Here is a 26,584-nt window from a genome sequence, read left to right as displayed (position 1 = left end):
ACCGCTACGCGGCGGTGGACAGAGGCGAGGTGCTCGTGATCGAGCGCTCGCGTCGGGTACGGGTGGCAGGTCGGATAGGCGTGCTCGCCTGATGCGGGCGCGATTCGCGACCGCGTGTTTGCGCGCATCTGGTGGTGGGCAAAGACCTCACCCGGCCCTGGGGTTCTGGGCTGTCGTCGTTGTCGCCGGCGTCGGTCGCTGAGAGGGACGCGAGGAGCCTGGTGTGCCAGGCTAAGGCGAAGTGGACGCAGTTGGATTCGCTGCGGTGGCTGGGAGAGCAGCCGGGAACATGGCGCCCCCGGAAACTCCAACTGAGCGAGTCACTGGAGCGGACCGCGTCGGCATAGCGAGACAAGCCGAGGACCTTCGCCCCGAAGGTGTGCAACCTCAGTCCGCGTCCAGCCAGCGAGCGGACGATCTGTTCCACCTCTCCGCTGTGCGAGCGTCGGCAAATGCTGCCTACCCCGACCCGAGGCAGCGCGGCCAAGTCGACACCGTGCCGCTCGTAGAGGTCCGCGCAGCGCTGATAGTCGGAGACCGATTGCCCTTGCAGCGTCGCGATGAACGGCAGCTCGGCGCCAGCTCTCGCAACTGGAGGTAGTCGATGGTGCGGTGCTGATGGGTGAGCAGACTCGCCCCGGTTCGCGCTCTCACATGGCTTTCGACCATCCATCCTGCCCTGCGGCCCAGTCGAGATTTCCGATCTCCTCGGAGTAGCGGCGCACAGCGGCGACGTAGGCGCGGGCGTCCGTACGCCATTGGCCGTACAACGTTCCGTGAAACCGCCACTGTCCAAGGCCCACGGCCCGGTCGCGCGCGGCAGGCTCCGGCGGCCAGCCAGCCGACGATGCGACACCAACAAAGGGACGCCGAGGTCGCGCGCCAGCCAGGCGGGCTGGTGCGTGCCGAGGTAGAACCTCATGCCCGCACCGCCCGCCGGACTGCCGTCGCCGCGACGAGCACGGCGACGGTGAGCACGGTGGCGACCGTCTTGCCGAGGATCTGGCCGGGCACGAAAGCGAAGGACCCGAACGCCAGCGGCACGAACAGCACGCTGTCGATCCCGAGCCCGACCATGTTCGAGCCGATCACCGCGCCCAGCACCGACCACGCGCGCAGTCGGCCGTACACAATGGACCCGACGAGCTCGGAGACGGTGAACGCGAGCACGCTGGCCATCGCGATTTGTGGTGAGGCCAGCAGCCAGGACAACCCGGCGCCGGCCGCGATCGCAGCGAGCACGCCGCGTGGGCCGAGGCACTCGTGCAACATGTCCCGAAGAGTGAACGTCGCCCCGGCCCACAACGTCCCGGCGGGCACCGCGACCACGCCGACGAGCAGGGCGCTCCAGTGCGTCGAGGCCCAGTTCGCGGTGACGATGGTACCGACGTAGGCAGCGAGCACCACCAGGCTCACCCCGGTGACGCGACGGCCAGTCGCGCCAGAGAACAGCCGACCGAGGGCGAGCGGCGACGCCGCAACCGGAGGGTGCTGGGGCGTGGTCATGCCGCACGCTCCTGGGCGACGGCGGTGCCGGAGCGGCACGACCACGGCGAGCAGCCGTCCGGGTCGTCCTGCTCCGTCGAGGCGGCGGTGACCAACCGCAAGAGCCGCTTGGTCGTTGTGGCGGGCGGGTCGAGGTCGACTTCGCCGAGTGGCTGACAGGAACGGTGCAGGAAGTACTGCCCGCGCAACGGTTGGCCTTGTTCGGTAGCGCGGGGGTAGCCCTCGCGGATGGCCTTGTCGAACTCCACCGCCTCGACCCACCCGTCCGGGTCGTTGTCGCGGATCCACCGCCAGCCCGAATTTCCGTGGAATGGGCACCCGACACAGGCGGATTTCACGGTGTGCCCGAACCCGCGCTCGGCGAGGTACTCGCCGCAGCGGGCACGGTCCCAGCCCAGGTCGATCAACGGGAACACGTTGCGCAGGTACCGCACGCCCGAGTCCTTCGCGCGCGTGAACTCATCAGTGCTGATCCCGATGGACTGCTCGACGTACACGCCGCGCGGAACCCGGCGAGGATGCGGGTAGCCGAGCAACTGCCGCGCCGCCTTCTTCAGCGGGATGACCTTGTACTCGGACGTGCATTGGCGGCGGGCCAAGCCTCGGGAGCCGTCGGTGTTGAGCACGTGCAGGGGCATCGAGACGAAGCGGTGGGCGGGGTCGAGGGCGTCGGTGCGGATGTTGCCCGCCGAGACGGTGCGTACCGGGATCCCGGCGTTCTCGGCGTGGGCGCGTAGCCGCGTGAGGTTCTCGTAGACCTGGCGCGGTTCCCAGCCGGTGTCAGCGAACAGGGCGGCATCGAAGCGTGGGATCACGCCGTCGCAGGCGAGCAGCAACACCGTGCTGCTCTGGACACCGGCGCCCAACGAGAGCAACCGCAAGACGGGGCTGGAGGTCGGGTTCGGCAGGTGGCTGGTCATGCCGCGTTCGCCTCCTGCTCGTGTCCGAAGCACTCGTCGGTGGCGTCGCCGAGGAGCCCGGCGAGGTCGGTCAGCAGCAGTCCCACGGCGTACGCGGCTTGCTGTGGCACCACCCCGTTTCCACAAGCTCTGAGCAAGGCGGTTCGTGGCAGCGCGAGGCCGGTGACCCAGCCGGGTTCGAGCCCTTGCAGCCACTCCACGAAGACCGGTGCCAACACCGGGCTGCCATGCCGACCGGGTTGCGTGGGGAACGGCGCGGGGCGGCCGAGGACCTGCTCCCACCGCCGGACCGCCGCCGCGTAGACGCCCCAGTCCACCTCGGGATGACCCACCGACGAGGGCTCCGGGTCGGCGGGGTCGGTGACGGCTACGAGATGCCGTGGCTTGCCTCCGGTGTCACCAGTCGCATGACCGCCGAGGGCAGCATCAGGTCGCCCTTGGAGCCCCGCTGCGCCGGGCAGCCCTTCGTCCCGTCGGTCGCCCTCGGCGTCGGCAGAAACGCCTCGGGATCCACCAACGGAAGTACCTGCTGCGACAGCGGCGGCCGGAACCCCGCCCCCGCCCGGCGGCCCGCCGTACCCGTGTCCGACGCCCTCGGGGTCGGCAGCAGCCGAGCCTCGTCGGGCAGCGACGGACCGCCACCCTGCGTCCTGTGGGTGCAGTTCTTCGCGTCCGACGCGGTCGGTGTCGGCAGCAGTCGCAGCCGGTCCAACAGCGACGGTCCGCCCTGACGGCTGGCTGCGGAGATGCCGTTGGATGAGCCGTCGTGTGCGGTCGGCGTGGGGAGCATCCCCGCCTCCAACGTCGGTGGCGAGGAGGCGGGGCCAAGCCAGCAAGAACACTCGCTCGCGTCGGTGTGCGGCGCCGATGTCGGCGGCGCGGACGCTACGCCAGAGCGCGTCATACCCCGCTTCGGCCAGGTCGCCGAGTACACGGTGGAGACCTCCATTGCGCCAGCGAAGCGCGGCGACGTTCTCCACAACGCACAGCGCGGGTCGTAGTACCCGAAGGGCACCCACGATGTCGGTCCACAGTCCACTGCGTGTGCCTTTCTCGATACCCACGCGCCGCCCGGCGGCGGAGATGTCCTGACACGGGAACCCGGCGGTGAGCACATCGACCGGCTCGACCGCCCTCCAGTCGATGACGCGGACGTCGCCGAGGTTCGGGACGCCGGGCATCCGGGCGGCGAGGATCTGGGTGATGTGCGGGTCGGGGTCGGCGACCCAGGCGATGCGGCCCTCGCCGAGCGCGGCGAGCACCCCGAGGTCCAGTCCGCCGTAGCCGGTGCAGACTGAGCCGACGAGCGGCCCCGGACTCTCGGCGGCCGACAGTGTTTGGGGCACGGTCTCCGGTGTGGCCGCCCGCACCGCCCCCGCCGCCGTGGTGGTGACGGCGACGGGGGCGGGGGCGGGGTCGCGCCCCGACCGAGGTGTGGTGCGGCGTGGTTGGGTGCTCATGCCGCCTGCCGGGACACCTGGCCACTACCGGTGGCGTGCCGGGGGATCCGTGGCAGACACGGGGGTGCGGGTCGCCTGCGGACTGCGGAGTCCGCGCGAGCCGTTGCCGTCGAACTCTGGCGCAAGAGCGGCGTGCGGAACACCAGCACGTCCTCGTGCGCGATGAGGTGCAGCGGCAGTCCGGCTTCGCGCTGTTTGCGGATGAAGTCGCGCTGGAAGAAGGACCCGCGCGCGACGAGGTCGTGCTCGGCCGCGCGCGCCAGCAGAGCGACGCAGCGTTCGACTGGGATCAGGCCGGCGTGGATGCCGCAGGCGAGGATTTGGGAGGGCAGGTCGATCAGTTCGGCGTGCTCGCGCCAGGGGCGGATGGTGATGGCGATGTGCCCGCCCGGCCGCAGGAACGGCACCAGTCCGGCGAGGATGCGGGTGAACCCGGCCAGCAGCCGGTGGTGGCCGATGTTGGCGAGGTTCCCGCGGTCGAGGGTGTTGCCGTAGAGGTGGTGGTATTTCTGGATGCCCACCGTCCGGGATACCGAGACCTGCCCGTGCGTGGATGGCCCGTAGGGCGGACTGGTGACCACGAGCGCGGCCTGTCCGAGGTACTCCGGCGGCAGCAGGGAGGCGATCTGGCGGGCGTCGCCGTGGAACACCCGCCCGTCGTGGGCGACCCCGGCGGTGTGGGCGAGCGCGAGGTTGGCGCGGGCGACGTCGACCCAGTGCGGCTCGTACTCGATGCCGACCGCGCGCCGCCCGGCGTGCACGGCTTCGACGAGGGTGGTGCCGATTCCGCACATCGGGTCGAGCACCAGGTCGCCGGGCTCGGTGTAGTGGTCGATCGCGTGCGCGGAGACGGCCGGGAGCATCTTCGCGGGGTGCGCGGTCGCGTCGGCGACGTAGCGGCCCTTGCGCTGGGCGGCAGGAGAGGTTTGTGCGGTCGTCCACACCGACACCGCCGGTTCCCGCGCCGCGTCGTCGGTGACGCCCGCGGGTGTGGTGCTGTCGAGGTCGTCGGGGACGGCGCGCGGGAGCCGCTGGGTCGGCCCGTCGACCGCGTTCTCCACAGCGGCCGACACGGTGTCGGCGGGGGTGTCGGGCAGGGTGTGCGGGGCGCGGTCGTCGGCCACGGGCGTGCCTTCCTGGCGGTGGGTTCCGGGCTGGGCGGGGTTCGGGGTCGTCGCGCCGGTCATCGGATGACTCCGGTGTTGAACGCCTGCTCGGCCGGGCTCACAGAGAGCGGCTCGTGCTGGTGTGGCTGGGCGAAGACCAGGACGTCGGAGTGGACGCGCCGATGCGGTGCGGGCAGTCCGCGCACGGTCGCGCGGTGCGCGGCGCGCGCCTCCTCGTCGTCTGCTGTGCCGTCCAGTGCGGTGAGGGATTCGACGGCGAACCGGCCCTCGCGCACCGGCGCGTGCAGGGCGATGATGTGCTGGAGGTAGAGCAGGTCGGCGTTCTGCGCGCAGGCCACCACCGCGCCGGTCGGGTCGATCAACTCCCCCGCGGGCCAGTCACAGTGCGTGATGACGACGAGGATCCCGCCGACCCTTAACAGCCGGGCCGCGAGCAGCGCCACCAGGTCGCTGGCGTGGTTGCCGCCATCCTCGGGTCGCAGGCTCGTGATGATCAAGTCTGTGTCCGGCGGCGCGCCTTCGGCATCGTCGAGCACCCCGCCGGGCAGGTCTGAACGCGACGGCGAGGCGACCGTGGCGGGTGAGCCGTCGGGCGTGCCGACAAGATCTGCCCAGAACGGTCGCGACCCCGGGCCGGTGGCGGTCTCCTCCACCGGGACACGCACCACCTGCACGGTCCGGCGCAGGCCCTCGACGGCGGCGAGCGCGTCGGCCACTTCGCCGTCCGGTTCGACTCCGGGGGTGTGGTCGAGCACCGCGTCGGAGAAGACTGGTGTGAGACGTAGGCGGTCACCAGGGGTCGGCTGCGCGCTCGGCCAGGGCAGCAGCGCGACCCGTCCGCCGGGTTCGCTGAACGCGCCGACGATCTTCTCGACGATCGGTGTCGGCCAGTTCGTGTCGAGGTCGATCGGAGCCGGGCCAGCCGTCCATACCGTGGCCGGGGTCGGGGTGGACACCGTGCCGCGCGACCGCGAGCGGGCACTCGGCGAGCCGGGCTTGGCGGGGCTGACCCTGGTGGTGGTCGAGGCGGTCGGATAGGGGCGGCGCTCGGTGGCCGGGCAGGTGCCGGGGCGGGTGTTCGCCGGGTGGGTGGAGTCGTCGCGCCGGGTCGGGCCGTGCGGCGCGGAACGGCGCGCGGCGTGGTCGGACTGGGTCATGGATTCCTCGCAAGGGCCGTGGGGTGCGCCGAGCTAGGTGGCGCGCTCGTACACCCCCCAACTCCGAAATTTGGCCCGTTTTTTGACAGCCCGTACCTGACTTTTTTCTGGAATTTTTCGCCCGGCGGTTAATGGGGGTCGCGCGTCAAGAGGCTCGCGCGTGCGCCCGTGCGGAGAACCTGAGAGCACCGCTGTTAAAGAAGTTTGTAGATCAACTTCGACGGGTTTCACCCGTCGAGGCGACAGAGGTGCGCCGGTGCTCGGTCCGGGAGGGTTGACCCGCCACCAAAACGCCACCGAAACGCCACCAAAACATCGTTACAGCACTTCAGAGGCTATTACCGGCGATCATCAAAACGATCTTGAAGACGCACGAGCGGGCGGGACAGATGATCTTGGTGGCGGTTTGAAACGATCACTCAAGATCATCGGTGGCGTTGTGGAGGACTTTTGGTGGCGGTTTGGTGGCGTTTTGGTGGACCTGCTTTGGCTTCCTTGTCTGGTCGTTGTTCTTCGATCACGCAAGGGGCCCGGTTATGGACTCACGTCACGCATTGAATTGCGTTCCTTTCGGGCGCGATTCGCTACCCTTGGATGCCGCGCGGACGGCATTCGAGTGGTTGGTCACCGGGCCGCGTCCGGCCTCGGTCGAGGGCTGGCGTTTCCCCGGCCTGCCCCGGCGGGGGGTGGCGCTGGATGAGCTGCGGGACCTCCTGCTGGACCCGGGGCTGCCGATGGCGACCGTGGACCCGGTCTGGGTGCATTTGGTCACCCGCTCCCGCGACGAGGGCGACGCCGCGACGGTGGGCTGCGTCGGGGTCGCGCTGCCCGCGTTGTTCACCATCGCCGCCGACCTGTGCGCGCCGTTCACCGACGACCACCACGACATCCACGCCGCGATCCTGACCGGCTTCCTGTCAGAGCTGGCCAGCATCGACCTCGCCCGGCCATGGGTGATGTGGCGGCTGCGCTGCGCCGCCCTGCGCGCGGGGCACCTGTTCATCCGGGACGCGCTGGAACGCCCGACGCCCTCCGATGAGGACTTCCACTCCAGCCAGCCGAACCCGCCATGGGGACACGAGGACTTCGTGCTCGCCCGCGCGGTGGCCGAAGGCGCGATCACCGGCGAGCAGGCCGAGCTGATCGGCGCCACCCGACTGGAGCCGGAGTACACGCTCACCCAGGCCGCGGCCGACTGGGGCGTCAGCTACGACACCATCGCGCACATCCGCGTCCGCGCCGAGCAGCGGTTGGTTGCCTGGCTCACCGAGCAGGCCCCATACGACGACCCCAGCGACCGCCGCGAACGCGATGTGGAGATCCGCGCGGTCAACGCGGTGACCATCACCGCCGCCGCCCGCGAGGCCACGCGCCGCTCACCAGCCCACCCTGACGAGTCACACACGGTGACTGAGCTCACCGGAAAGTCATCGAAAAAAGTTCGGGGTCGCGTGTCAAAAAAGACCCCGAAATTCGGAGTCGAGGGCTGCGGGAGAAAAGCAGCCGCTCCCGCGCACACCCCCCCGCCCACCCGGCCTGCCGGCACTACTACCCGGCGGTCCGCGGGCACGACTCTGGAGGTGCCGCGATGCGCCTGACCCGTTCGCCCCATCGTCGCCAGCCGCACCACCGCAGCGACGACCGTTGGCTTGGCCGCGAACCCACTACTCCGTCTCTCGCGGCGCCTCGCCGAGCCCGCCGCAGCCAGTGCCGCACCTCACGCTCGACCGCCGACCAGCCAACCACACCTCCGATCTCTCGTGTGTCAGTGCACAGTCGCCGCACACTGCGCCGACGGCTCATCGTGATCACGGAACTGGCCGTGCTCGCCCTGTTCCTCCTCACCTCGGTGGCGCACGCGGAGACCACCACGGTGCTCGCGCTGGCCGGGTCGATCGATCAGGTTCTGACCAACATCCGCAACTGGGTGATGGGCATCCTCGCCGGGTTGGCGACGGTGTTCCTGTCGATCGGTGGAGTTCGTTACGTCATGGGCGGCGGCGACCCCGGCGAGATCGAGAAAGCCAAAACAAGCTTCAAAGCGGCCGGGATCGGCTATGCCCTGGCCGCGCTCGCGCCCCTGGTTGTCACCGTGCTCCAGGGCATCGTGGGGGCGTAGCCGATGACCACGACCCGGCATCCTCGCCCTCGCCAATCGGCCACGCCGACCGCCCGCCGTCCGCGCCCCGACTGGCACCACCAGACACATGGTGCTCCCGCCGGAGCGCACCGCGAACTGCTGACACCGCCAGCGCCGAGTACTGCCCGACGCTTCGGCCGCTCGCGCCGTCGGCCTCGTCTGACGCGGGGCCGGGCGTTGGCGATGCTGGCGTTGGGCCTGGTCGTCCTGCTTGGCGGCACCCTGGCCGTCAACGCCAGCGCCGCCCCTGGTGCGGGCCCCGCTGCCGCGCAGCCCGCACCGGATCCGCCGTTGCCGGTCCCGACCGGCGACTCGTGCGCTCCGGGTTCGTCGCTGCCGGTCTGTCACCTGCCGACCTCGAGCAGCACACCGCGACCGCCGAGCGGTGTGCTGCCACCTCCCACGGCGCTGCCCACGCTCCCGCCGTGTGATCCGGGCCTGCCGTTGCCGTCGTGCTCACCGGGTGGCTCCACCGCACCGAATCCACCGTGCACCGGGATGGGGTGCATCCCGCACCCCACCACCGCGCCGCCGCCGACAGGGCCGGGCACCGGGCACCCCGGCGACGGCGGCAACGGTGACGTCGCCTGCGGGATCACCGACATCGGCGGCTGCGTCACCAACGCGATCAACGCCTTCTTCCGAGGCGTCGTCACCGACGCGCTCAACCCACTGCTCGACCTGCTGTCCAAGACCCTGCTGACCACACCGACACCGGACTCGCTGCCGCGGGTGGGGGAGCTGTGGGACAGCTCCTGGCAGATCCTGCTCGCGTCCTACACGCTGCTGGTGCTCATCGCCGGGGTGCTCGTGATGGGCTACGAGACGGTGCAGACCCGGCACTCGGTCAAGGAGGTCGCGCCCCGGATCGTGGTCGGCTTCCTCGCCGGTGCGCTGTCGTTGTGGGTGGCGACACAGGGCATCGAGGTCGCCAACGGCCTGTCCCAGGCCGTGATGGGCGGCGGCCTGGACGCCGGTTCGGCCGGCGAGACGCTGAAGAACCTCGTCCTCGGGTCGCTCAACGGCGGGATCTTCATCGTCTTCATCGGTATCTTCCTGGCCGGGATGGTGATCGTCCTGCTGGTCACCTACATCGTCCGTGTCGCGCTGACGGTGATTCTGATCGCCGGGGCGCCGCTGGCGCTGATGTTCCACGCGCTGCCGCAGACCGAGGGCATCGCGAAGTGGTGGTGGAAGGCCTACGGCGGGGTGCTCGCCATCCAGGTCGGCCAGTCACTGACCTTGATCGTGGCGATGAAGGTGTTCCTCGCACCGGGCGGGTTCACCCTGTTCGGGCCGACGGTGAGCGGGCTGGTCAACCTGCTGGTCGCGCTCGCGCTGATGTACGTCCTGTTCAAGATCCCGTTCTGGATCCTCGGCTCGATTCGCGGCGGCGGCGGACGGTCGCTGGTCGGGTCGCTGGTGCGCGGGTTCCTCGCCTACAAGACCTTCGGCCTGCTCGGCGGCGGTGGCGGTAGTAAGCCGCGTCCGTCCGGCGGCAACCGGGGCAGTGGCGGAAACACGAATCCCTATGCCAACACGACTACCACGTCGGGCGGCCAGTACGTGTTGCCGCTGCCCGGTCTCAAGCGCGGCCCGCTGCCCACACCGCCGCACCAGCGCTATCCCGCTCGGGGAACGAGGACCCCTTTCGGTCCTCGGCGCGCGCCGAGCGGAGTGCAGTTGTCACTGCCGTTGGGCGATGACTGGCCGGAGAACAAGCCGGTCCTCGGGCGCGACGGGCAATACCGGCTCCCGCTCGACGCGCACCGAGTCACCCCGACTCCACCACAGACGGCACCACCTGCCCCGCCAGGGCAGCCCGGATCGGGTGGCGGTCGGCGGCGCGGGCAGCAACTGCAGTTCGAGTTCGATCCTTACCACGGCAACCGGGCGACTCGCTCCGGGCAGTATCCGCTGCCGCTGGGCGGCGTGCGGCGCACGCCTCGCCCGGCGAGCTCACCACCTCCCGTGACGCCACCGCCACCGCGGACGCGCGGCACGCAGATGGAGCTGCCGTTCGACCCCTACAAGGGCAACCAGGCCAACCGCCGCTCCGGGCAGTACCCGCTGCCACTCGACGGGGTCCACCGCGTCCGGCCCGCCACGCCCACGCCCGTGACACCGCCTCCGGCCGCACCGCCACGGCCGGCCCGTCGTACCGGACGACAGCTGCGGCTCCCGCTGGATCTGCCCAAACCGCCGCGCCCCAGGCCACCGCCGAAACCCACCTCCGGAGGAACGCCATGACCACGCCCGACTTCAGCCCGGACGGGCTGACCGTTGAGGACATCACCGCCCTGCAGTGCGAGGTCACCGCGGAACTGCGCCGCGAGGGCCACCTTCCGCCGCCGCGCCGCCACCGGCGCCGCCGCGGTGGCACGTGGCCGAGCGGCGTCGCGCGCGTCCCGTCCGCGCCCACCTCCCGGCGCCCCGCGACCGGCCCCGGCCGCCAGCGAGGCGAGGACCAATGAGTGCCTACGACACCCGCACAGCCGGGTCCTCCGCGGTGCGCATCCCGGCCGACGTCGACATGCGTGACCGCGTGCTGGGGCCGTTGACCGCGCGCCAGCTGGCGATCCTCGGCGTGACCGGACTGGTGCTCTACGCCGCCTGGGCCGCCACGGCCGCGTTCTTGCCGATCCCCGTGTTCCTGGCGCTGGCCATCCCGGTCGGGACGGCTGCGGCGATCCTCGCGCTCGGGCAACGCGACGGTATCTCGATGGACCGGATGCTGGTGGCCGCGATCCGCCAGCGCGTCGCGCCACGCCACCGCGTCTCCGCCCCCGAAGGGGTACGGGCCGCCCCAGCGTGGCTGACCAGCCAGACCGCGGCCACCAGCACGGGGCGCGGCGGACGCAACGGCAAGGCAAGGGCAAGGCCACCGCGCCGGTGCGGGAGGAGATTTCGCCCTCGGCGCTGCGGCTGCCCGCCGAGGCGGTCACCGACACCGGCGTGGTCGACCTCGGTGTAGACGGCTTGGCCGTCGTCGCGGTCGCCTCGACGGTGAACTTCGCGCTGCGCACCCCGTCCGAGCAGGAGGCGCTGGTCGCCAGCTTCGGCCGGTACTTGCACAGCCTGACCGCGCCGGTGCAGATCCTCGTGCGCACCGAACGCCTGGATCTGTCCGGGCAGATCAGCGAACTGCTCGCGCGTGCCGGTGGCCTGCCGCACCCGGCGCTGGAGGCCGCCGCCGTCGAACACGCCGACTACCTCGCGCAGCTCGGCGAGCAGACCGACCTGCTGCGCCGCCAGGTGCTGCTGGTGCTGCGCGAGCCGATGGGTGTCACCGCCGCCCCGACCGACGGCCTCGGTGGGCCGTCGCCGCTGTCCGTGCTGACCGCGCTGGCCCGCGGTCGACGGCGCACGAACACCGACACCGGTCGGGTGAGCGCCGGGGTGCGGCGGGCGGCGGAGTCGCGGCTGGTGCGCCGCCTGGGCGAGGCGGTCGAGCTGCTGGCACCGGCCGGGATCGTGGTGACCCCGCTGGATGCCGGACAGGCCACCAGCGTGCTTGCTTCCGCGTGCAACCCCGACACGTTCCTGCCGCCCTCGGCGGGGTTGGCGGGGGCCGACGAGGTCATCACCACCACCGGTGGCAGCGGCGACCTGAGTGACGACGACATCGACGACACCGGGTTCTGGCACGCCGATCACGGCGGCACCGAGCCCGACCCGGACGGCGACGGCAACGGCGACGACTGGGACTACGGCGACGGCGAAGACGACGACATCGACGACGAAAGGGGGCGGTTGTGATGACCACCCGAGCGCGAACCCGGCGCGGCCCGCGTCGCTCCACCACCCGGCCCGCGTCCCGTGCCGCCGCGTTCACTCCCGACGCCCTCTCCGTCGGCGCACGCCACCTGGAAGTCGGCAACGAGTGGGTGTCCTCATTCGCCGTGACCGGCTTCCCGAGGGAGGTGCATCCTGGTTGGCTCGCCCCGCTGCTGATCTACCCCGGCCGACTGGACGTCGCCCTGCACGTCGAGCCGATCGACCCGGCCACCGCGGCGGACCGGCTCAAGAAGCAACTCGCCAAACTGGAGTCCGGGCGCAGGCATACCGCCGAGCGCGGCCGCCTGTACGACCCGCAAGTCGAAGCGGCCACCGAAGACGCCTACGACCTGAGCTCTCGCGTCGCCCGCGGCGAAGGGAAGCTGTTCCGCGTCGGCCTGTACCTGACCATTCACGCTCCGACCGAGCGGGCGCTGGCTGATGAGGTGGGCGCGCTGCGGTCGCTGGCGGCGAGCCTGCTACTGGACGCGAAGCACACCACCTACCGGTCGTTGCAGGGCTGGGTGTCGTGCTTGCCGATGGGTCTGGACCTCATCGGGATGCGGCGCACCTTCGACACCAGCGCTCTCTCGACGGCGTTCCCGTTTACCAGCCCGGACCTGCCCGCGGCCGATCCGACCTCGGTGGCCGCGCCGTCGGGGGTGCTCTACGGCTACAACGTCGGCTCCCAGGGGCTGGTGCATTGGGACCGGTTCGGCGAGGGGATGCACAACCACAACTCGGTCATCCTGGGCCGCAGCGGCGCGGGCAAGTCGTATCTGGTCAAGCTCGAATTGCTGCGCAGCTTGTACCGGGGCATCGAGATCGCGGTCGTCGACCCGGAGGACGAGTACGCCCGCCTCGCGAGCGCTGTGGGCGGCACCTACGTCCACCTCGGCGCGCCAGGCGTGCGCCTCAACCCGTTCGACTTGCCCATCCACCGCACCGACGACGGCCGCCGCACCGCCCCGAAAGACGCCCTGGTGCGCCGGTCGCTGTTCCTGCACACCGTCATCGCCGTGCTCGTCGGCGCCGAGTTGGACTCCGCCGAACGGGCCGCGCTGGACCGGGGCATCGCTGCCACCTACCAGTCGGTCGGGATCACCGCCGACGCCCGCACCTGGACCCGCCCCTCACCGACGTTGCGGACCTTGCGCGACCAGCTGGCCGCCGCCGGCCACGCCGGTGACCGGGCCGCGACCGAACTCGCCGCGCGGCTGCATCCCTACGTCGAGGGCGCGTTCAAGCAGTTGTTCGACGGGCCGACCACGACCACTCCCGACGGTCATCTGATCGTGTTCAGCTTGCGGGACTTGCCCGACGAACTGAAGGGCATCGGCACCCTGCTGACGCTGGACGCGGTGTGGCGGCGGGTGTCCAACCCGGCGATTCGGCGTCCGCGTCTGGTCGTGGTGGATGAGGCGTGGCTGCTGATGAAAGAGCGGTCCGGCGCGGAGTTCCTGTTCAGGATGGCGAAGGCGTCCCGGAAACACTGGGCGGGTTTGACGGTCGCGACGCAAGACACCGCCGATGTTCTCGGCAGCGATCTTGGGAAAGCCGTCGTGGCCAACGCCGCGACCCAGATCCTGCTGCGCCAGGCGTCCCAAGCCATCGACGAGATCACCCAGACCTTCGACTTGTCCGCTGGGGAACGTCAATTCCTGTTGTCGGCCGATAAGGGACAGGGCCTGCTCTCGGCCGGAACCCAGCGCGTCGCGTTCCAGTCCATTGCGTCGCCGACCGAGCATTACCTCGTCACGAGCAACCCCGCCGAACTCGCCGGATACGCCGAGAACATCGACATCGGCGATGCCGACACCGAGCAATCCTTCGTCGATCTGGGCTTCGCCGACGACACGCCCCAGGCCGGCGACGGTGACGAGTTCGGGTCCTCCGGCCCGGACGACCACATCGAACTCGACGCCGCCTGACATCTCCACCCGCGCTGTCGGGGCTCGATTCCCTTTCTGGTGAAAGGACTTCCGCCATGCCTGTTGTGATACCCGCTGCCCTCATCCACCCGCTCTCCACCGTCACACCACCCAGCACCAGGCCGCAGCCGACCGGCCTGTCCGGCGGCTGGCTCGGCCAGTACCTACGCGACCCCCTGGGTGCCCTGCTCGCACTGCTCGCCCCGATCGGACAGTGGCTGGCGGTCTGGTGGTCCACCGTGTCGGTGTTCGTCGTCTTCTCCACTCTCGTGGTGATCGCCGGGCGGCGGTGGCTGGCTCAGCGACGCCACGTCGCGCTCAACGCCGACGCCCGCCAGATCACCGTGCTTGCCCCGCCCACCGTCGACCCCGCGGGCGGGACCGCGCTGTGGTCCAACCTCGTCGGACTGCTCCGCCCGGCCTGGCGCCGCGCTTTCACCGGCCAGCCGCACGTCACCTGCGAGTACGTGTTCTCCGAGGCCGGGGTCGCCATCCGGCTGTGGGTGCCCGGCGTGATCCCGCCCGGCCTGGTCGAGCGCGCCGTGGAGGCCGCCTGGCCGGGCTCACACACCCGCGTTACCGCGGCCGAGCCGCCGCTGCCGTCGCCCGATGCCGGGCAGCGGCGGCTGGTCGTCGGCGGCGAACTCCGCCTCGCACGGTCGGAGGCACTGCCGATCCGTACCGACTTCGACGCCGACCCGATCCGCGCCCTGATCGGCGCGCCTGTGGGTCTGGGGCGGGACGAGCACGCCTGCGTGCAGATCCTCGCCCGCCCAGTCACGGGCCGCCGCGTCGCGACAGCACGGCGTTCGGCGCGCCGGGTGCACACCGGCGGCTCCACCCACCTGGTTGGGCGCCTGCTCGACCTCATCACCCCCGGTGTGAAGACCAGCCGCACCCGGACCACCACCAAGTCCGGACAGCTACACAGCGATCCGCAGACCTCGCTGGAGTACTCCGCCCAGAACCGCGCCATCGTCACCAAACAACGCGGATCGCAGTTCGAGACGGTCATCCGCTACGCCGTGGCCACCCTCCTGCCCGAGGACGCAGGCGAGCGCGAGGTCCGCACCGCGCGGGATGTCGCCCGAGGCCGGGCGCACGCCCTGGCCGCGTCGTTCGCCTCCTACACCGAGCACAACCGCTATGGACGCACACGCGTCCGCCACCCCGGCATCGTGCTGGACCAACGCCGCCTCGGCCGAGGAGATCTGCTGTCGGTGCCCGAGTTGGCGGCACTGGCGCACCTACCGGTCGACGAGTCCATCCCCGGCGTCCAGCGCGCCGGTGCCCGCGCGATCTCCCCACCGCCCGGCATCGCCACCCCCGGACCCGAGGCCAAACCACTCGGGATCACCGACACCGGCCACGAGCGACCGGTCGCGTTGCGGGTACCCGACGCGCGGCACCACCTGCACGTCATCGGTGCCACCGGCTCCGGCAAATCCACCCTGCTGGGCAACATGATCCTGGCCGACGCCGAAGCGGGGCGCGGGATCGTGCTGATCGACGCCAAAGGCGACCTGGTCACCGACGTGTTGTCTCGGCTGCCGCGCTCGGCGGCGGACCGGGTCGTGCTGTTCGACGCTGACTCGAAGTCTCGTCCGCCGTGCCTGAACCCCCTCGACGGTGGGGAGACCGACCTGACCGTCGACAACCTCGTCAGCGTGTTCCGGCGGGTGTACTCCGCGTTCTGGGGACCCCGCACCGACGACGTCATGCGCGCCGCGTGCCTGACGCTGCGCACCCAGGAAGGCGTCGCGACCCTGGCCGATCTGCCGAAGCTGCTCCTCGACGAGGCGTTCCGCTCACGGGTGACCGCCGGGGTCACCGACCCGGTTCTGCGCGGGTTCTGGACCTGGTACGAGGAACTCACCGACTCGTCGCGGTCGCAGGCCATCTCGCCGTTGATGAACAAGTTGCGCGCGTTCCTGTTGCGGCCGTTCGTGCGCGACGCCATCGCGGGTGGTCACTCCACAGTGGATATGAACGAGGTTCTTGACGGCGGGATCTGTCTCGTGCGCATCCCCAAAGGCTCGCTGGGGGAGGAGACCACGAAGCTGGTCGGTTCGCTGGTGGTCGCGCGGACCTGGCAGGCCACCACCGGGCGCGCCCGCACCCCGCAACGGCAGCGGAAAGACGCCTCGATGGTCATCGACGAGTGTCACAACTTCTTGAACCTGCCCTATCCGATCGAGGACATGTTGGCTGAGGCGCGGGGTTTCCGGGTCGCGATGACCCTGGCCCATCAGCACCTCGGGCAGCTTCCACGGGAACTGCGCGAGGGCATGTCGACCAACGCGCGGTCGAAGATCTTCTTCAACGCCAGCCCCGAGGACGCCCGCGAGCTGTCCCGCCACACCGTGCCGCGGCTGTCCGATCACGACCTCGCCCACCTCGGCGTCTACCACGCCGCCGTGCGCCTGGTGCTCAACGGGGAAGAGGCACAGCCGTTCACCATGCGCACCCAGCCCCTGCCGCGCGCTATCCCCGGCCGGGCACGGGAGATCCGCGCTGTCGCCCGGCGTGCGCTGCGCACCCGCATGGTCGCCCCGACCACCAGCGGCGGCTCGTCCTCGCGGCCGTCACCGAAGTCCACCACCGGGTCACGGCCGGCGAACCGCACCAGCGCGACCGGGCCGGTGGTGCGGCCTCGCAGCACCGATCCACGCCGCCACGGCTGACCGGCCGCCACCACGACACCCCAACTCCCGCACCCGCCATCAGCTGAATCCGACACTGGAGGTCTCGCACCATGATCACTAACCCGACGAGGCAGCGTTCCCTACGCGGCCACAAGGCCACGCGTCCAACCCCGCGTGCGGCGAACACCGCCGACCATCAGGGCGTGCTGGCGTGGCGGCTGACCCCGCGTGACCGGTGGATCATCCGGATGCTGCACGAGCACCGTGTGCTGACCGCCCACCAGATCACCGCGCTGGCCTTCCCGTCGTTCCGCTCAGGCCGGATGCGGATGCGGGAGCTGTTCCAGTGGGGTGTGGTGGACCGCTTCCAACCGTTTATCACCCTGGGCACCGCGCCGATGCACTACGTCCTCGCGCCCGCCGGGGCCGCGGTGCTGGCCGCCGAGGACGGCTTGGACGTCAAGGAACTCGGCTACCGGCACGACCGGGCGTTCGGTGTCGCGCACAGCCTGCGCCTGGCGCACACCGTGGGGGTCAACGAGTGGTTCACCGCCCTGGTCGACCACGCCCGCCATGCCGACCCCGGCGAGCACGCCACGCTGGACGTCTGGTGGGCCGAGGCCCGCTGCGCCCGGCACTTCGGCGATCTGATCAAACCCGACGCCTACGGCCGCTTCAGCGCCCACGGTCAGCAGGTTGAGTTTTTCCTCGAATACGACTTCGGCACCGAAGTCCTGGGCAAACTCGCCGGCAAGCTGGCCGGCTACGCCGCGCTGGCCCAGGCCACCGGCATCACCACGCCGCTGCTGGTGTGGCTGCCCACCTCGCGGCGCGAGGCCACCGCCCGCCGGCTGCTGCACACGGCGTGGCGTGAGCTCGACGACCCGGACTCGGTGCCGGTGGCCACCGCCGCGGCCGAGTTGCTCAACCCCACCGCGGCGCACCCGAGTCCCGCTGATGAGGTCTGGCTTCCGCTGGACAACCACGGCGCCACTCCGGCGCGGCGTGTTCTGCACCGGTTGCTGGGGGCCTGGCCGCATGTCCCGCCGCCGGTCACCGATGCCGACGACGAGCAAGGCGCGGCGGACTCGCTGGTGCTCAGGGCCCCGGCGCCTGCGCCGATGCCGCCGGCCACCTCGCGCGGGCCGAGCACCGGCAGGCGGTGAGGCGGGGATGGACGTGCGAGACTTCGCGATCTTCTACCCGCGACTGGCGGCCGAACTGCGGCAGATCGAGATCGGAGCGATGCCGGGCTGGGTAAAGACCCCGCGTGGGCTGCGCCCCGCGCGGCGGGTGCTGCCGGAGGTGACGTTCGCCACCGCCGTGTACACGGCGCTCACGGTGTGGCTGGTGGTCGGCCTGACCCGCTGGGACTGGGCCGCGTGGTGGTGGATCCCCGCAGCAGTGAGCGGGCTGATCACGCTTCACGGGGTCGGCAGGACCGTCCTGTGTGCCCGAACCCTGGTCACCTACTGGCGGGGCGGCGACCGATGATCGCGAAAGTCGGTGTCGCCGCGATCGGGGTGATCATCCTGATCCCGTTGTTGATCGCCGCCGGGGTGTCCGGCGCGATCTCGGCGGTGTTCGGTGGCGGCAGTCAGCCCAGCCAGAGCGCGCTGGCCGACATCCCTTCGGATTACCTCGCCCTCTACCGCGCGGCGGCCGGGGTGTGCCCGGGGCTGGACTGGTCGATTATCGCCGCCATCGGTAAGATCGAGACCGACCACGGCCGGTCCACGCTGCCGGGTGTTTCCAGCGGTACCAACGCTTTCGGGGCCGGTGGGCCGATGCAGTTCCTGTCCGGAACCTTCACCGGTGTGGTGTCGCGGCATCGGATCCCGGCGGGCGGCGTGAGTCCGCCATCGCTGTACAACCCGCACGACGCCATCTACGCCGCTGCCTACTACCTGTGCGACAGCGGAGCCGGACGCGGAGACCTCCACGCCGCGATCTTCGCCTACAACCACGCCGAATGGTACGTGCAAGACGTGCTCGCACAAGCGAAAGAGTACGCGGACGCCGCCGCGTCGGTCGGCACGGGCGACTGCAACGCCATCCAAGCGACCAACTCGGTAGCACTGACCGCTCTCAACTATGCCTGCGGGCAAAGAGGATTACCCTACGTGTGGGGTGGCAACGGCCCACAGGACGGCGGATTCGACTGCTCCGGCTTGACGTTGGCAGCCTACAACGCGGCCGGGGTCACGCTGCCCCGCACAGCGGACTCGCAGTTCCGGGCGGGGCCGCACGTCCCCGACGGGCAGCCACTACTACCCGGCGATCTCGTCTTCTACGGCACGGCCGCACACATCCACCATGTCGGGCTCTACCTCGGCGGCGGGCTGATGGTAGACGCACCGGACTTTGGGCAGGTAGTGAAAATTCAGCCCTACCGGTACAAGGGAGACGACTATGAAGGAGCTACGCGACCGGCGGGGTTCGTTGCGGGGTAACGGGTTCCACGTCGCCGACGCCCGCACCCATCATAGCGGCGAACGGGTGGCCGTCGGTACCGACGAGAAGGATGCGTTGGGTGAACAGCGGCGGCGTGGTGGCGTCGAGGGCGATGATGTTGTGGTAGCTGGCGAGTTCGAAGAGCGTGTTCATCACGTCCCGGCTGGTGGTGTGATCCGGGTCGGCCTCTATTGAGAGCCCGTTGACCCGGATCTCCAGCACTCGCTGCTGCGGCAACACTGTGATGACGGTGCGCACGTGCGGCGGGATGCCGCCGTCGTCGCGTAGCTCGCCGATGTCTTCGGCCAGCCGCACGGCGACGGCTTCCAGGGTGTAGCCGGGGCCCACCCCGGCTCGTGTGCCCCACACGACGAGAAAATCCACTGTGGACTCAAAGCGGGTCATGGCAACACTCCTCGGGACGGCCGGATCCGTTGTGCTGCGGCAGCCCACCGCACAACGGATCCGTCACAGATGTAGGCGGCGGTTGCGTGGCTTACTGCCCGCGCCGCGCCTGAAGTTCGGCACGCAGGTCGGCCAGCGTGCGCCCGTCAGAGATCCGCCGAAACGCGCCCCAGCCGTTCTGATGGTTGCCGCCCAGCGCGGTGGTGGCACCGGACGGGTTGGCATACACCCGACCATCAGCGAGGACGAGGGATCCGTCGATGCGGATGCGGGCGGTGTGGCGGACCCCGACGTTGCGGCGGTCCCACACCAACTCCTCGCCCGCTGTGACCACTCCGGCGTCGAGCAGGTCGGCGATGCCGCCACGTGCCCACTTGATCAGCGGCGGCGAGGTCAACGGCGGCGGGGTCTCCGACCAGATAGCCGCCTCGCAGGCGTCACCGTGCAAACCCATCACAGCGGCGGCAGTCGGCGCGACGACACTCGGCCAGCTGTCGTCGAGCCCCTGCCACTGGCCGACCCGCTGCCAACGTCCCTGGTACGCCAGCAGCATCTCGACATCGGTGGCATGGTCACGGGAAAGCGGGTACATGGGATCGGCCGGGTGGGTCAGGCGCACGACAAGGTCACCGTCGTACAGGCTGTCGGCCGGAGGCTGTCGCGACACCCAGGTGCCCGCGAACAACGCCACCTCGCCCGCGCGGTCGGGGTCGGCGTCGCCGATGATGTCGACCGCCGTCACGAGCAACGCCCACACGTCGTCGGGGCCTCGCATCGGCGGCGGGCCGAATGCCGGGGCGAGGATCATCGTGTCCGGCGGCAGCCCTTCCCACGCCCGCATGATCGCCTCGTCGTCCGGCTGTGACACCCCGGTGTTCGCGGTGGTGCGATCGGGTGGGGGTTCGGGTCGCGACACGTCTACGGCCGCGCCGGGGGCCAATGGGGTTGGTTCCTGGATGTCGTGGTCGGTCGTCATTGTCTATGCGCCCCTTCGGTTTACGGGCGTGGCGGGCCGGGTGGCCGACATGTATGGACGCTTCGTGCACGCCTAGTTGTCAACGGGCACCTGCGCTATGCGCGCGAAGTGGATCCGTGTGGCGCAACGATTCCCAGGTCCGCGCCGCCACCATCTACACAAGACAGACGTCTTGTTTGCCGAACCCGCTTGACTTCATGGGCTGAAGGAAGCGTCCATAGTCGTGTAGCCCGAACACACCGGCAGCGCACCGGGGGCCACACCCGCTCCGGCCGGGGCATGACCACCCGCCACCGATCACGAACGCGAATCGAGGGATGTCATGTCCAGCAAGACCCGCACCCGCACAACCCGTACCACCGCCAGCACGACCGGATCCGCCCCGACATTGCGGTCAGTTCCTGAACAGACTGTCGCCGCGAAGGTCCGCACGGACGCCGAAGACAGGCTGTGGAAGGTGCTGCGCGTCGACCGGAACAGGACCGCCGCCGACTTGTCCGTCGCGGCGAAAATCGGGAAGTCGACCGCGCAGAAGATCCTCGTCACGTGGTCGAACGACGGAAGCGTCACGCGCACCGCCGGAATCGCCGAGGCTGGTCGACGCGCCGCCGACCTGTGGGCGATCACCGAAGTCAACACCACCCAGCCCGACCTGGCCCCGGTCGGCACCGATGCGGCAAAGGACAGCGACACGACGGACACCGCGCACACCGAACCGGACGCACCCGTGGTCGTTCCGGTTGTCCCGGACGCGCCCGCCACCGACGACGCCACGGACGTTGAGGGCGACCCCGTCGACCCGACGGACACCACGCCGACCGACACCGCAGCCGATGACGCGCAGGACCCGGTCGAGACCGACAAGGCCGACCGCGTGGAGGCCGAGCCTGTCGTCGCCGACGTGAATGAGCCCGCCGCCGACGGCGAGGCGACCGACGTCGACAGGCCGACGGAGGATGGCGCGGACGCGACGAGCGAGAAGAACACTCGGCTGGCACCCGGTGGGCTGCGCGGGATGGTCGAGGACTACCTGCGCGACCACCCCGGCGAGCAGTTCGGTCCCACCGCGATCGCGAACGCGCTGGGTGGGAAGTCCTCAGGTGCGGTGAGCAATGCGCTGGACAAGCTGGTCGAGGGCGGCGTGGCGGCGAAGACGCAGGACAAGCCGAGGCGGTTCGCGCTCGCCCCGTCCGAGCAGGAGGCTGCCCCCGCACCGACGAAATAACATCCTTACATGGGAATGTGGTTGTGTCCCAACGGAATTTCGTTGGGACACAGCCACATTCGCGTCCGGTCGCTATCCGGTCGGCAGATCTGCGGGATACGGGGACGGCGTTTGTGCTTGATTGGCCAGATGCGCCCACCAGGAACTGGTGTCCTGGACTGACACGGCGACCCCGAGCGTGGCCAGTACCCGCAGCACGTACACCTCGATGAACGGGATCTGGTTGCGCACAACCTCGTGTGTCGCCGCGAAGTCCCTTGCGTCTAGGGCGTCGCTGAACGCGTGGTCGGCGGCGCGGTTATCGCGATCGGCCTCGCACAACGCCGCCAGGACGGCATCGGCGGCGACGGTGTGCCCGGCTTTGGCGGCCCACGCGACAGCGGCTTGCGTGATCGCCGTCATCGCCCTGGTGTCGGCGACCGCTGCGCGGCCCGCGCTGTCGGCCGGGGCGTTGAGCACGGTGATCCATTGATGCCCGTCGGGGCCGTCGGCCAGCAGCAGCGCGGTGTCGCTGTCGCTGACGACCGCGATCAACACGGGCGCTGCGGTGACCTCGACCAACGCGGCGGACAACCCGGGTATGTCCGGGGAGTCCTCCGTGACGGCGGCGAGCTGCCAGTGGTCGTCGCGGCGGCCGACGAGCTCCGCCTCGTGCGGGGCCAGCAGGTCGATCAGCGAGTCCGGGGTGCGGGCGAGGATGAGCGAACCGGTGAAACCCATGATGGGAACCTTGTCGTTCGGGGGTCAGCGCGGTGACCACGGGTGCGGTTAGTGGGTGCGGTGGGCGGTGATTGCCAGTGCGGCAACGTCGGCGACGGATCCCGCAGCTCACGAGCGTGGTCAGGGTTGATGCCCTCGGTGTAGCGGTCGGCGTCGGGCACGAACCGCAGCGCGGTCACCACACGCATCGAGGGCGAACGGGGTATCGGCGGGCAGCACGTGCAGGCCACGAGCGGGGCCGGGCTACAGCACACCGAGCATGATCTCGCGGATCGCTGGGGCGGCGAGGGGTTCGGCCACGGTGAAGGGCGACCTCGCCCGCGGTGCGCGAGGTAAGGGCCGGCGGGCAAGGTGGGCTCTGATCGGGATCGGCAGGCAAGCCGGTACGTCGACGACGGTGAACGCAGCCCGCCGTGCCGTCCGGGCCGACTGCGGTGACGACGCTGACCTCGGCGGTGCGCTGGCGGGCAGGCAGCGTGGCGACGGCCACCTCGTAGCCATTCCGGTCGGCGGCGGAGAGCACGGCGGTCCGTCTCGGCGTCGCCCGTCGCGCCAAGCCAAGTCGACGGGTCATTCTCGATCCCTCCGGGGCGGTTAGCGTGACCCCGGTCAGACGGGCTTCACCCATGTGCACCGTGCGGGATCCCAGGTCGCCTCGGTGTAGAGGCGGTTGAGGTTGGGGAGACCGGGGCCGATCATCCAGCCGAGTTGCTCGCAGTCGACCAAGCCGGGCCACCACCCGGACCAGACGTCTCGCCCGCAGTCGTGGTCAAGATCGCACATCAGCCGCTGCAGCCCGGTCACCAGGCAACGCGCGACGTCACACCCGCCGTCGTATTCGTCGTATTCGTGTGCCTCGCCGACGGCCACGGCGCAGTCCGGGCAGGTCGCCTCGAAGTCCAGGAGGCGGAGCTGCTGGTCGTCGGCACTGTCGTTGCGGTCGTTCATTGCGCCTCCTGTGTCCGTCGGGTTCATCGTTGGACTCGTCCGAGAAGTTCGTTCCACGCTGTGGCCTCATGCGACGCGTTCATCCGGAGGGGCTTCCACGCCGGGTTCGTCTCGGCAATCGCGAGTTCGGTGACCAGCGACGACCCTTGAGTCATCACCTCGGCGATCCGCAGGTGCATCGCCGCGCACTCCATGGCTCGGCGGTACTCGTCCGGGTCGGAGGTGTAGAGGCGTTGCGCGTTGGCGAACTCGTCCTGGGCGGCCGAGCAGTGTTCGGCGGCGGACATGGTCTGGCGCGCGGTGGGAGGCTCGGGTGAAACGGCTTCCGACATCGGTGCACTCCTGTGTGCTCGTAGGGAGGAGATCGCTGACTTTTGGTTTTACTGCGACACTCGCTGGTGGACACGCAGCCACGCGCGTCCGGTCGTGATCCACACCCGACCGTGGGTGAACGTGAACACCCAGTCCGTGTCGTGACTGTCCGGCCACAACCACGGCCAGCCGTCGCGAGGGTGGTAGCCGCGCCCGTGGTCCTCGTCGGCCCAGACGTCGAGCAGGTCGGTCACGGCGTCGGCGTAGGTGAGCGGGTCGGTCGCGTTCAGCATCAGTCGTCCACAGGCGACGGTGCGCACCGTGACGGGGTCGGCGTCGCCCTGGAGTGAGCCGAGCCAGACGGCGCGCGGTCCGTGCCCGTCGTAGAAGTCGGCGGTGGTGGTCACCACCGTGGCGTGCGGGTCGCGTCGCGGAGTCGTTGTTCGACTTCGGCACCGTCGTGCGCGGTGAGAATGGTGGTCAGCACGAGGATGGCGGCACCTTCGGAGACCGGGTTCACGGGTTGGCTGTCGAGGGCGAGCGGAACGCCGAGTGCGGTGACGATGTGCCAGTCGGACTGGCGGACGCGGTCGGCGCAGTAGTAGCTGCCGACGAGTGCCCCGTCGCGGGTGACGGTGCCGTACAAGGTTTGTTGCGCGTCGGCGGGGTCGGCGACGATCGCGGTCACCTCGCAGCCGTTCTCCGTGAAGCGCCGGATGACGGTCTCGGGAACGTCGTAGGGTGTCATGGTTGATCTCCTGTGGTGTGAGGCGTTTCTATATCCGGCTCGGAAGGTCGAAGTAGCATTCGTCGTCGCAGTCCTGACCGCCTTTGCTTGCTACGAAGGGGCATTCGTCGCGGTGGGCTTTGGTGAAGGTGACGCTGCCGTCGGGGTTCTCGAAGATGTGCAGCGTTCCGCCGTTGTCGGTTGCCCACGTGATGTCGTTCGGGTCGATGCGGCATTCGGCGTTGTAGCCGCTGCTGGTGGCCAGCAACGCGCTCACCGCGCGGTAGAGGTGGGGTGACAACGTCACGGTGGGAGGCGGTGCGGCGAGGATCTCGGCGGCGTGATGGAGGAGCCGCTCGGCGAGCGGGCCGAGGACGGCGGCGGCGTCGACGTCCACGCTCGGGGGTGGGGTGTCGTGCCACCAGTTGGTGAGGTCGTCGGCGGCGAGGGTGGACCAGTCCGTCTGGTCGGTGAGCACCTCGGCGACGGCACCGCTGTGGTTGAGGTAGACGCCGCGCTCGAGGCGGGCGCGGACGGTGCGTCCGGCGATCTCGACGACGCGGGTGTAGTGGTAGCGGGTCGAGGTGGCTCCGGCGTCCTGGTCACGTTCGGTGGTTGAGGCGGTCATGGCGGTTCTCCGTCGTGTCGGTGGGTTTGCCGGGGTTCAGTGGGTGGCGAGTGCGGTGCGCAGTTCGGACAGGGGGCGGTCGTCGCGGGCACGTCGCCAGAGGTGCCAGCCGTTGACGGTGTAGCCCGCGAGGCTGGTGGCCAGCACGGTGACGGTGGAGACGGCGAACTCGTGCGGTCCGCCGTTGTGCAGCACACCGCCTTCCCGGACGATGGCGGTGTGCCCGTTCCACACCAGCTGCTCGCCCACCTCGACCAGCCCGGCCTCGATCAGCTCGGCGAGGGCATCCGGCGGGCGAGGCGCCGGCGAGGCCGCGGACTCGTCGGCGAGGCGAGCGGAGAGGACTTCTGGGGGCAAGGCGGCGGCGACCGGCCCGGCCAGCGTCGCCGACTGGGCGGCGTTGAAGGCGGCGTCGGCGAGGTGGCGCATCTGCCACAGCACCGACGGGGCGGCCTCGTGTGGCCAGCGCGCCCCGATCGACCGTGTCCAGGTACGGATCGTGCGCCATTCGCCCTCATCGGCGGCGAGGACGACGACGTCGGCCCGTGTCGGGTCGTCGGGGTTGCGCGGAGAGCTGGTGTAGGGAGACTGCAGGCGCACCACGACATCCCCGGTGTGCAGGTGCGCGGGCGGTCGCGTAGGCAGCCACACCCCCGCCAACAGGTCGGCTGTGTCGGTGCGGGCAGGGTCCGGGGCGGTGGCGTCGGTGGTCCGTACCGCCACCACGACCAGCCCCCACGCCCCGGCGGGGGGACGCAGTGGGACGGCGGGAGGCGGTGCCGGAACGAGTAGCACAGTCTCGGGCGGGAAGGTGTGGTTGGTCGGTGCGGTGGTGCCGAGGTCGTTGCTGGCCATCACGAAGTCCTCCTGGCGTGCGGGCGGGTTGCGGCGGCTGTTCAACTGCTCACGGCGGCGGCGATTCCGACGCGGTGGTGGTCATCACGACCACCCGAGGGCGTTGGCGGCGAGTGCGGGCAGGTACCCGACCTGTTCGCCCGCACCGAGCCACACCACGGGCGGGTCGGTGCGCGTGGGGCCTTCGTACTCGGCGTCGTCCGGGGTGCACGCGACCCGCGCGAGAAGGTTCTCCAGCGGGTAGCCGGGTTGCGTGGCGAGGCGTACCGGGGTGGTCGGGTCGTACTGGTGAAGGGCGGCGATCAGGTCGCCGACGGTCGCGATGTCGGTGTCGGTCATCGACAGTCATCTCCGGTAAGGTTGGGCGGCGGAAGCCGCGCCGATGGGTGTGGACGGCGGGCGGGGGTCGGCTACAGCTCGACGAGGTCATCGGCGGGTGTGACGCCGGGAACGCCGAGCATCTCGGCCAGCGTGTTCAGACCGGTGACCGCCGGTCCGGTGTAGTCGCCCCCGAGGCCGATTTCCTCGCCCGCTTCCTCGTCGAGGCACTCGATGGCGACGAGGACGACCTGCTCGAGTTGGTCCAGGGTGAGCTGCGGCATCCGGGCGGCGATCCGGTTGGCGGCGTTGGTGATCATGTGAGCTCCTTTGTGGACGGACGGCGTGCGTAT

General features: G+C 70.3%; 29 protein-coding genes and 1 pseudogene. 12 read left to right on the top strand and 18 right to left on the bottom strand.

Going from position 1 to position 26,584, the window contains the following annotated elements; genetic code table 11:
- Positions 1-4 precede the first annotated feature (4 nt).
- The 7 genes and pseudogenes from QMK34_RS47705 to QMK34_RS06635 form a co-directional block, all read right to left on the bottom strand.
- Positions 5-673 carry a deazapurine DNA modification protein DpdA family protein gene (locus tag QMK34_RS47705; protein ID WP_442785104.1) on the bottom strand — a complete coding sequence of 223 codons (669 nt, stop codon included), beginning with the start codon at positions 671-673 and terminating at the stop codon, positions 5-7.
- Positions 651-922 (bottom strand): annotated as a pseudogene (locus tag QMK34_RS47700) (deazapurine DNA modification protein DpdA family protein). The gene QMK34_RS47705 and the pseudogene QMK34_RS47700 overlap by 23 nt, the downstream one beginning before the upstream one ends.
- Positions 919-1,506, bottom strand: coding sequence for a VUT family protein (locus tag QMK34_RS06655; protein ID WP_326412611.1), 588 nt, complete (start codon positions 1,504-1,506; stop codon positions 919-921). Before QMK34_RS06655 ends, QMK34_RS47700 begins: the two are co-directional and overlap by 4 nt.
- Entirely contained in the window at positions 1,503-2,426 is a 924-nt protein-coding gene (locus QMK34_RS06650) for a hypothetical protein (RefSeq protein WP_326412609.1), read from the bottom strand. The genes QMK34_RS06655 and QMK34_RS06650 overlap by 4 nt, the downstream gene beginning before the upstream one ends.
- The gene (locus tag QMK34_RS06645; protein WP_326412607.1) at positions 2,423-3,886 is read right to left on the bottom strand and encodes a DNA cytosine methyltransferase; all 1,464 of its coding nucleotides are present in this window, start codon (positions 3,884-3,886) and stop codon (positions 2,423-2,425) included. Before QMK34_RS06645 ends, QMK34_RS06650 begins: the two co-directional genes overlap by 4 nt.
- Complete coding sequence (locus QMK34_RS06640; RefSeq protein WP_326412605.1) at positions 3,883-5,073, bottom strand: TRM11 family SAM-dependent methyltransferase; 1,191 nt, start codon at positions 5,071-5,073, stop codon at positions 3,883-3,885. The genes QMK34_RS06645 and QMK34_RS06640 overlap by 4 nt, the downstream gene beginning before the upstream one ends.
- On the bottom strand, positions 5,070-6,170 hold the full coding sequence (locus QMK34_RS06635; RefSeq protein ID WP_326412603.1) for a hypothetical protein: 1,101 nt from the start codon (positions 6,168-6,170) through the stop codon (positions 5,070-5,072). The genes QMK34_RS06640 and QMK34_RS06635 overlap by 4 nt, the downstream gene beginning before the upstream one ends.
- A gap of 620 nt (positions 6,171-6,790) precedes the next feature.
- Here QMK34_RS06635 and QMK34_RS06630 point away from each other — a divergent pair.
- The 11 genes from QMK34_RS06630 to QMK34_RS06580 all read left to right on the top strand — a co-directional run bounded on the left by QMK34_RS06630 (position 6,791) and on the right by QMK34_RS06580 (position 19,116).
- On the top strand, positions 6,791-7,768 hold the full coding sequence (locus QMK34_RS06630; RefSeq protein ID WP_326412601.1) for a hypothetical protein: 978 nt from the start codon (positions 6,791-6,793) through the stop codon (positions 7,766-7,768).
- A 206-nt stretch (positions 7,769-7,974) separates the two neighbouring features.
- On the top strand, positions 7,975-8,289 hold the full coding sequence (locus tag QMK34_RS06625) for a pilin (protein WP_326412599.1): 315 nt from the start codon (positions 7,975-7,977) through the stop codon (positions 8,287-8,289).
- A gap of 204 nt (positions 8,290-8,493) precedes the next feature.
- Positions 8,494-10,560 carry a hypothetical protein gene (locus QMK34_RS06620; protein WP_326412597.1) on the top strand — a complete coding sequence of 689 codons (2,067 nt, stop codon included), beginning with the start codon at positions 8,494-8,496 and terminating at the stop codon, positions 10,558-10,560.
- A complete protein-coding gene (locus QMK34_RS06615; RefSeq protein ID WP_326412595.1) occupies positions 10,557-10,784 on the top strand; it encodes a hypothetical protein in 228 nt (75 codons plus the stop codon). Before QMK34_RS06620 ends, QMK34_RS06615 begins: the two co-directional genes overlap by 4 nt.
- Positions 10,781-11,284, top strand: a complete 504-nt coding sequence (locus tag QMK34_RS06610) for a PrgI family protein (protein ID WP_326412593.1) — start codon at positions 10,781-10,783, stop codon at positions 11,282-11,284. Before QMK34_RS06615 ends, QMK34_RS06610 begins: the two co-directional genes overlap by 4 nt.
- Positions 11,203-12,069 carry a hypothetical protein gene (locus QMK34_RS06605; RefSeq protein WP_326412591.1) on the top strand — a complete coding sequence of 289 codons (867 nt, stop codon included), beginning with the start codon at positions 11,203-11,205 and terminating at the stop codon, positions 12,067-12,069. The genes QMK34_RS06610 and QMK34_RS06605 overlap by 82 nt, the downstream gene beginning before the upstream one ends.
- Positions 12,069-14,018, top strand: coding sequence for a VirB4 family type IV secretion system protein (locus QMK34_RS06600; protein ID WP_326412589.1), 1,950 nt, complete (start codon positions 12,069-12,071; stop codon positions 14,016-14,018). The genes QMK34_RS06605 and QMK34_RS06600 overlap by 1 nt, the downstream gene beginning before the upstream one ends.
- 56 nt (positions 14,019-14,074) lie before the next feature.
- A complete protein-coding gene (locus QMK34_RS06595) occupies positions 14,075-16,702 on the top strand; it encodes a type IV secretory system conjugative DNA transfer family protein (protein ID WP_326412587.1) in 2,628 nt (875 codons plus the stop codon).
- Positions 16,703-16,773: 71 nt separating this feature from the next.
- Positions 16,774-17,829 carry a replication-relaxation family protein gene (locus QMK34_RS06590; protein WP_326412585.1) on the top strand — a complete coding sequence of 352 codons (1,056 nt, stop codon included), beginning with the start codon at positions 16,774-16,776 and terminating at the stop codon, positions 17,827-17,829.
- A 7-nt stretch (positions 17,830-17,836) separates the two neighbouring features.
- Complete coding sequence (locus QMK34_RS06585; protein ID WP_326412583.1) at positions 17,837-18,157, top strand: hypothetical protein; 321 nt, start codon at positions 17,837-17,839, stop codon at positions 18,155-18,157.
- Positions 18,154-19,116 (top strand): C40 family peptidase, encoded by a 963-nt coding sequence (locus QMK34_RS06580; protein ID WP_326412581.1) that lies wholly within the window; start codon positions 18,154-18,156, stop codon positions 19,114-19,116. The genes QMK34_RS06585 and QMK34_RS06580 overlap by 4 nt, the downstream gene beginning before the upstream one ends.
- On the opposite strand, the gene QMK34_RS06575 is transcribed toward QMK34_RS06580, so the two are convergent.
- Together QMK34_RS06575 and QMK34_RS06570 are read right to left on the bottom strand one after the other, a co-directional pair.
- Positions 19,085-19,522 (bottom strand): hypothetical protein, encoded by a 438-nt coding sequence (locus tag QMK34_RS06575; RefSeq protein ID WP_326412579.1) that lies wholly within the window; start codon positions 19,520-19,522, stop codon positions 19,085-19,087. The two genes, QMK34_RS06580 and QMK34_RS06575, sit on opposite strands and share 32 nt — an antisense overlap.
- Positions 19,523-19,613: 91 nt before the next feature.
- Positions 19,614-20,498, bottom strand: coding sequence for a hypothetical protein (locus QMK34_RS06570; RefSeq protein WP_326412577.1), 885 nt, complete (start codon positions 20,496-20,498; stop codon positions 19,614-19,616).
- Positions 20,499-20,820: 322 nt separating this feature from the next.
- Between QMK34_RS06570 and QMK34_RS06565 the strand changes: the two genes are divergently transcribed.
- Complete coding sequence (locus tag QMK34_RS06565) at positions 20,821-21,723, top strand: MarR family transcriptional regulator (protein WP_326412575.1); 903 nt, start codon at positions 20,821-20,823, stop codon at positions 21,721-21,723.
- A gap of 72 nt (positions 21,724-21,795) precedes the next feature.
- On the opposite strand, the gene QMK34_RS06560 is transcribed toward QMK34_RS06565, so the two are convergent.
- From QMK34_RS06560 to QMK34_RS06520, 9 genes are all read right to left on the bottom strand, one after another.
- Positions 21,796-22,443, bottom strand: coding sequence for a hypothetical protein (locus QMK34_RS06560; protein ID WP_326412574.1), 648 nt, complete (start codon positions 22,441-22,443; stop codon positions 21,796-21,798).
- A gap of 609 nt (positions 22,444-23,052) precedes the next feature.
- Positions 23,053-23,391, bottom strand: coding sequence for a hypothetical protein (locus QMK34_RS06555; RefSeq protein WP_326412572.1), 339 nt, complete (start codon positions 23,389-23,391; stop codon positions 23,053-23,055).
- 23 nt (positions 23,392-23,414) lie between these two features.
- On the bottom strand, positions 23,415-23,723 hold the full coding sequence (locus QMK34_RS06550; protein ID WP_326412570.1) for a hypothetical protein: 309 nt from the start codon (positions 23,721-23,723) through the stop codon (positions 23,415-23,417).
- 48 nt (positions 23,724-23,771) lie between these two features.
- Complete coding sequence (locus tag QMK34_RS06545; RefSeq protein ID WP_326412568.1) at positions 23,772-24,110, bottom strand: hypothetical protein; 339 nt, start codon at positions 24,108-24,110, stop codon at positions 23,772-23,774.
- Positions 24,107-24,451, bottom strand: a complete 345-nt coding sequence (locus QMK34_RS06540; RefSeq protein ID WP_326412566.1) for a hypothetical protein — start codon at positions 24,449-24,451, stop codon at positions 24,107-24,109. The genes QMK34_RS06545 and QMK34_RS06540 overlap by 4 nt, the downstream gene beginning before the upstream one ends.
- Positions 24,452-24,479: 28 nt before the next feature.
- Positions 24,480-25,058 (bottom strand): hypothetical protein, encoded by a 579-nt coding sequence (locus QMK34_RS06535; RefSeq protein ID WP_326412564.1) that lies wholly within the window; start codon positions 25,056-25,058, stop codon positions 24,480-24,482.
- Between the two features lie 36 nt (positions 25,059-25,094).
- Complete coding sequence (locus tag QMK34_RS06530; RefSeq protein ID WP_326412562.1) at positions 25,095-25,913, bottom strand: hypothetical protein; 819 nt, start codon at positions 25,911-25,913, stop codon at positions 25,095-25,097.
- An 84-nt stretch (positions 25,914-25,997) separates the two neighbouring features.
- Entirely contained in the window at positions 25,998-26,252 is a 255-nt protein-coding gene (locus QMK34_RS06525; protein WP_326412560.1) for a hypothetical protein, read from the bottom strand.
- 71 nt (positions 26,253-26,323) lie between these two features.
- Positions 26,324-26,551 carry a hypothetical protein gene (locus QMK34_RS06520; RefSeq protein ID WP_326412558.1) on the bottom strand — a complete coding sequence of 76 codons (228 nt, stop codon included), beginning with the start codon at positions 26,549-26,551 and terminating at the stop codon, positions 26,324-26,326.
- Positions 26,552-26,584 lie beyond the last annotated feature (33 nt).

It is taken from the genome of Amycolatopsis sp. H20-H5 (genome assembly GCF_035828755.1).
Lineage (GTDB): Bacteria > Actinomycetota > Actinomycetes > Mycobacteriales > Pseudonocardiaceae > Amycolatopsis.
This window is presented reverse-complemented; position numbering and strand designations above follow the sequence as displayed.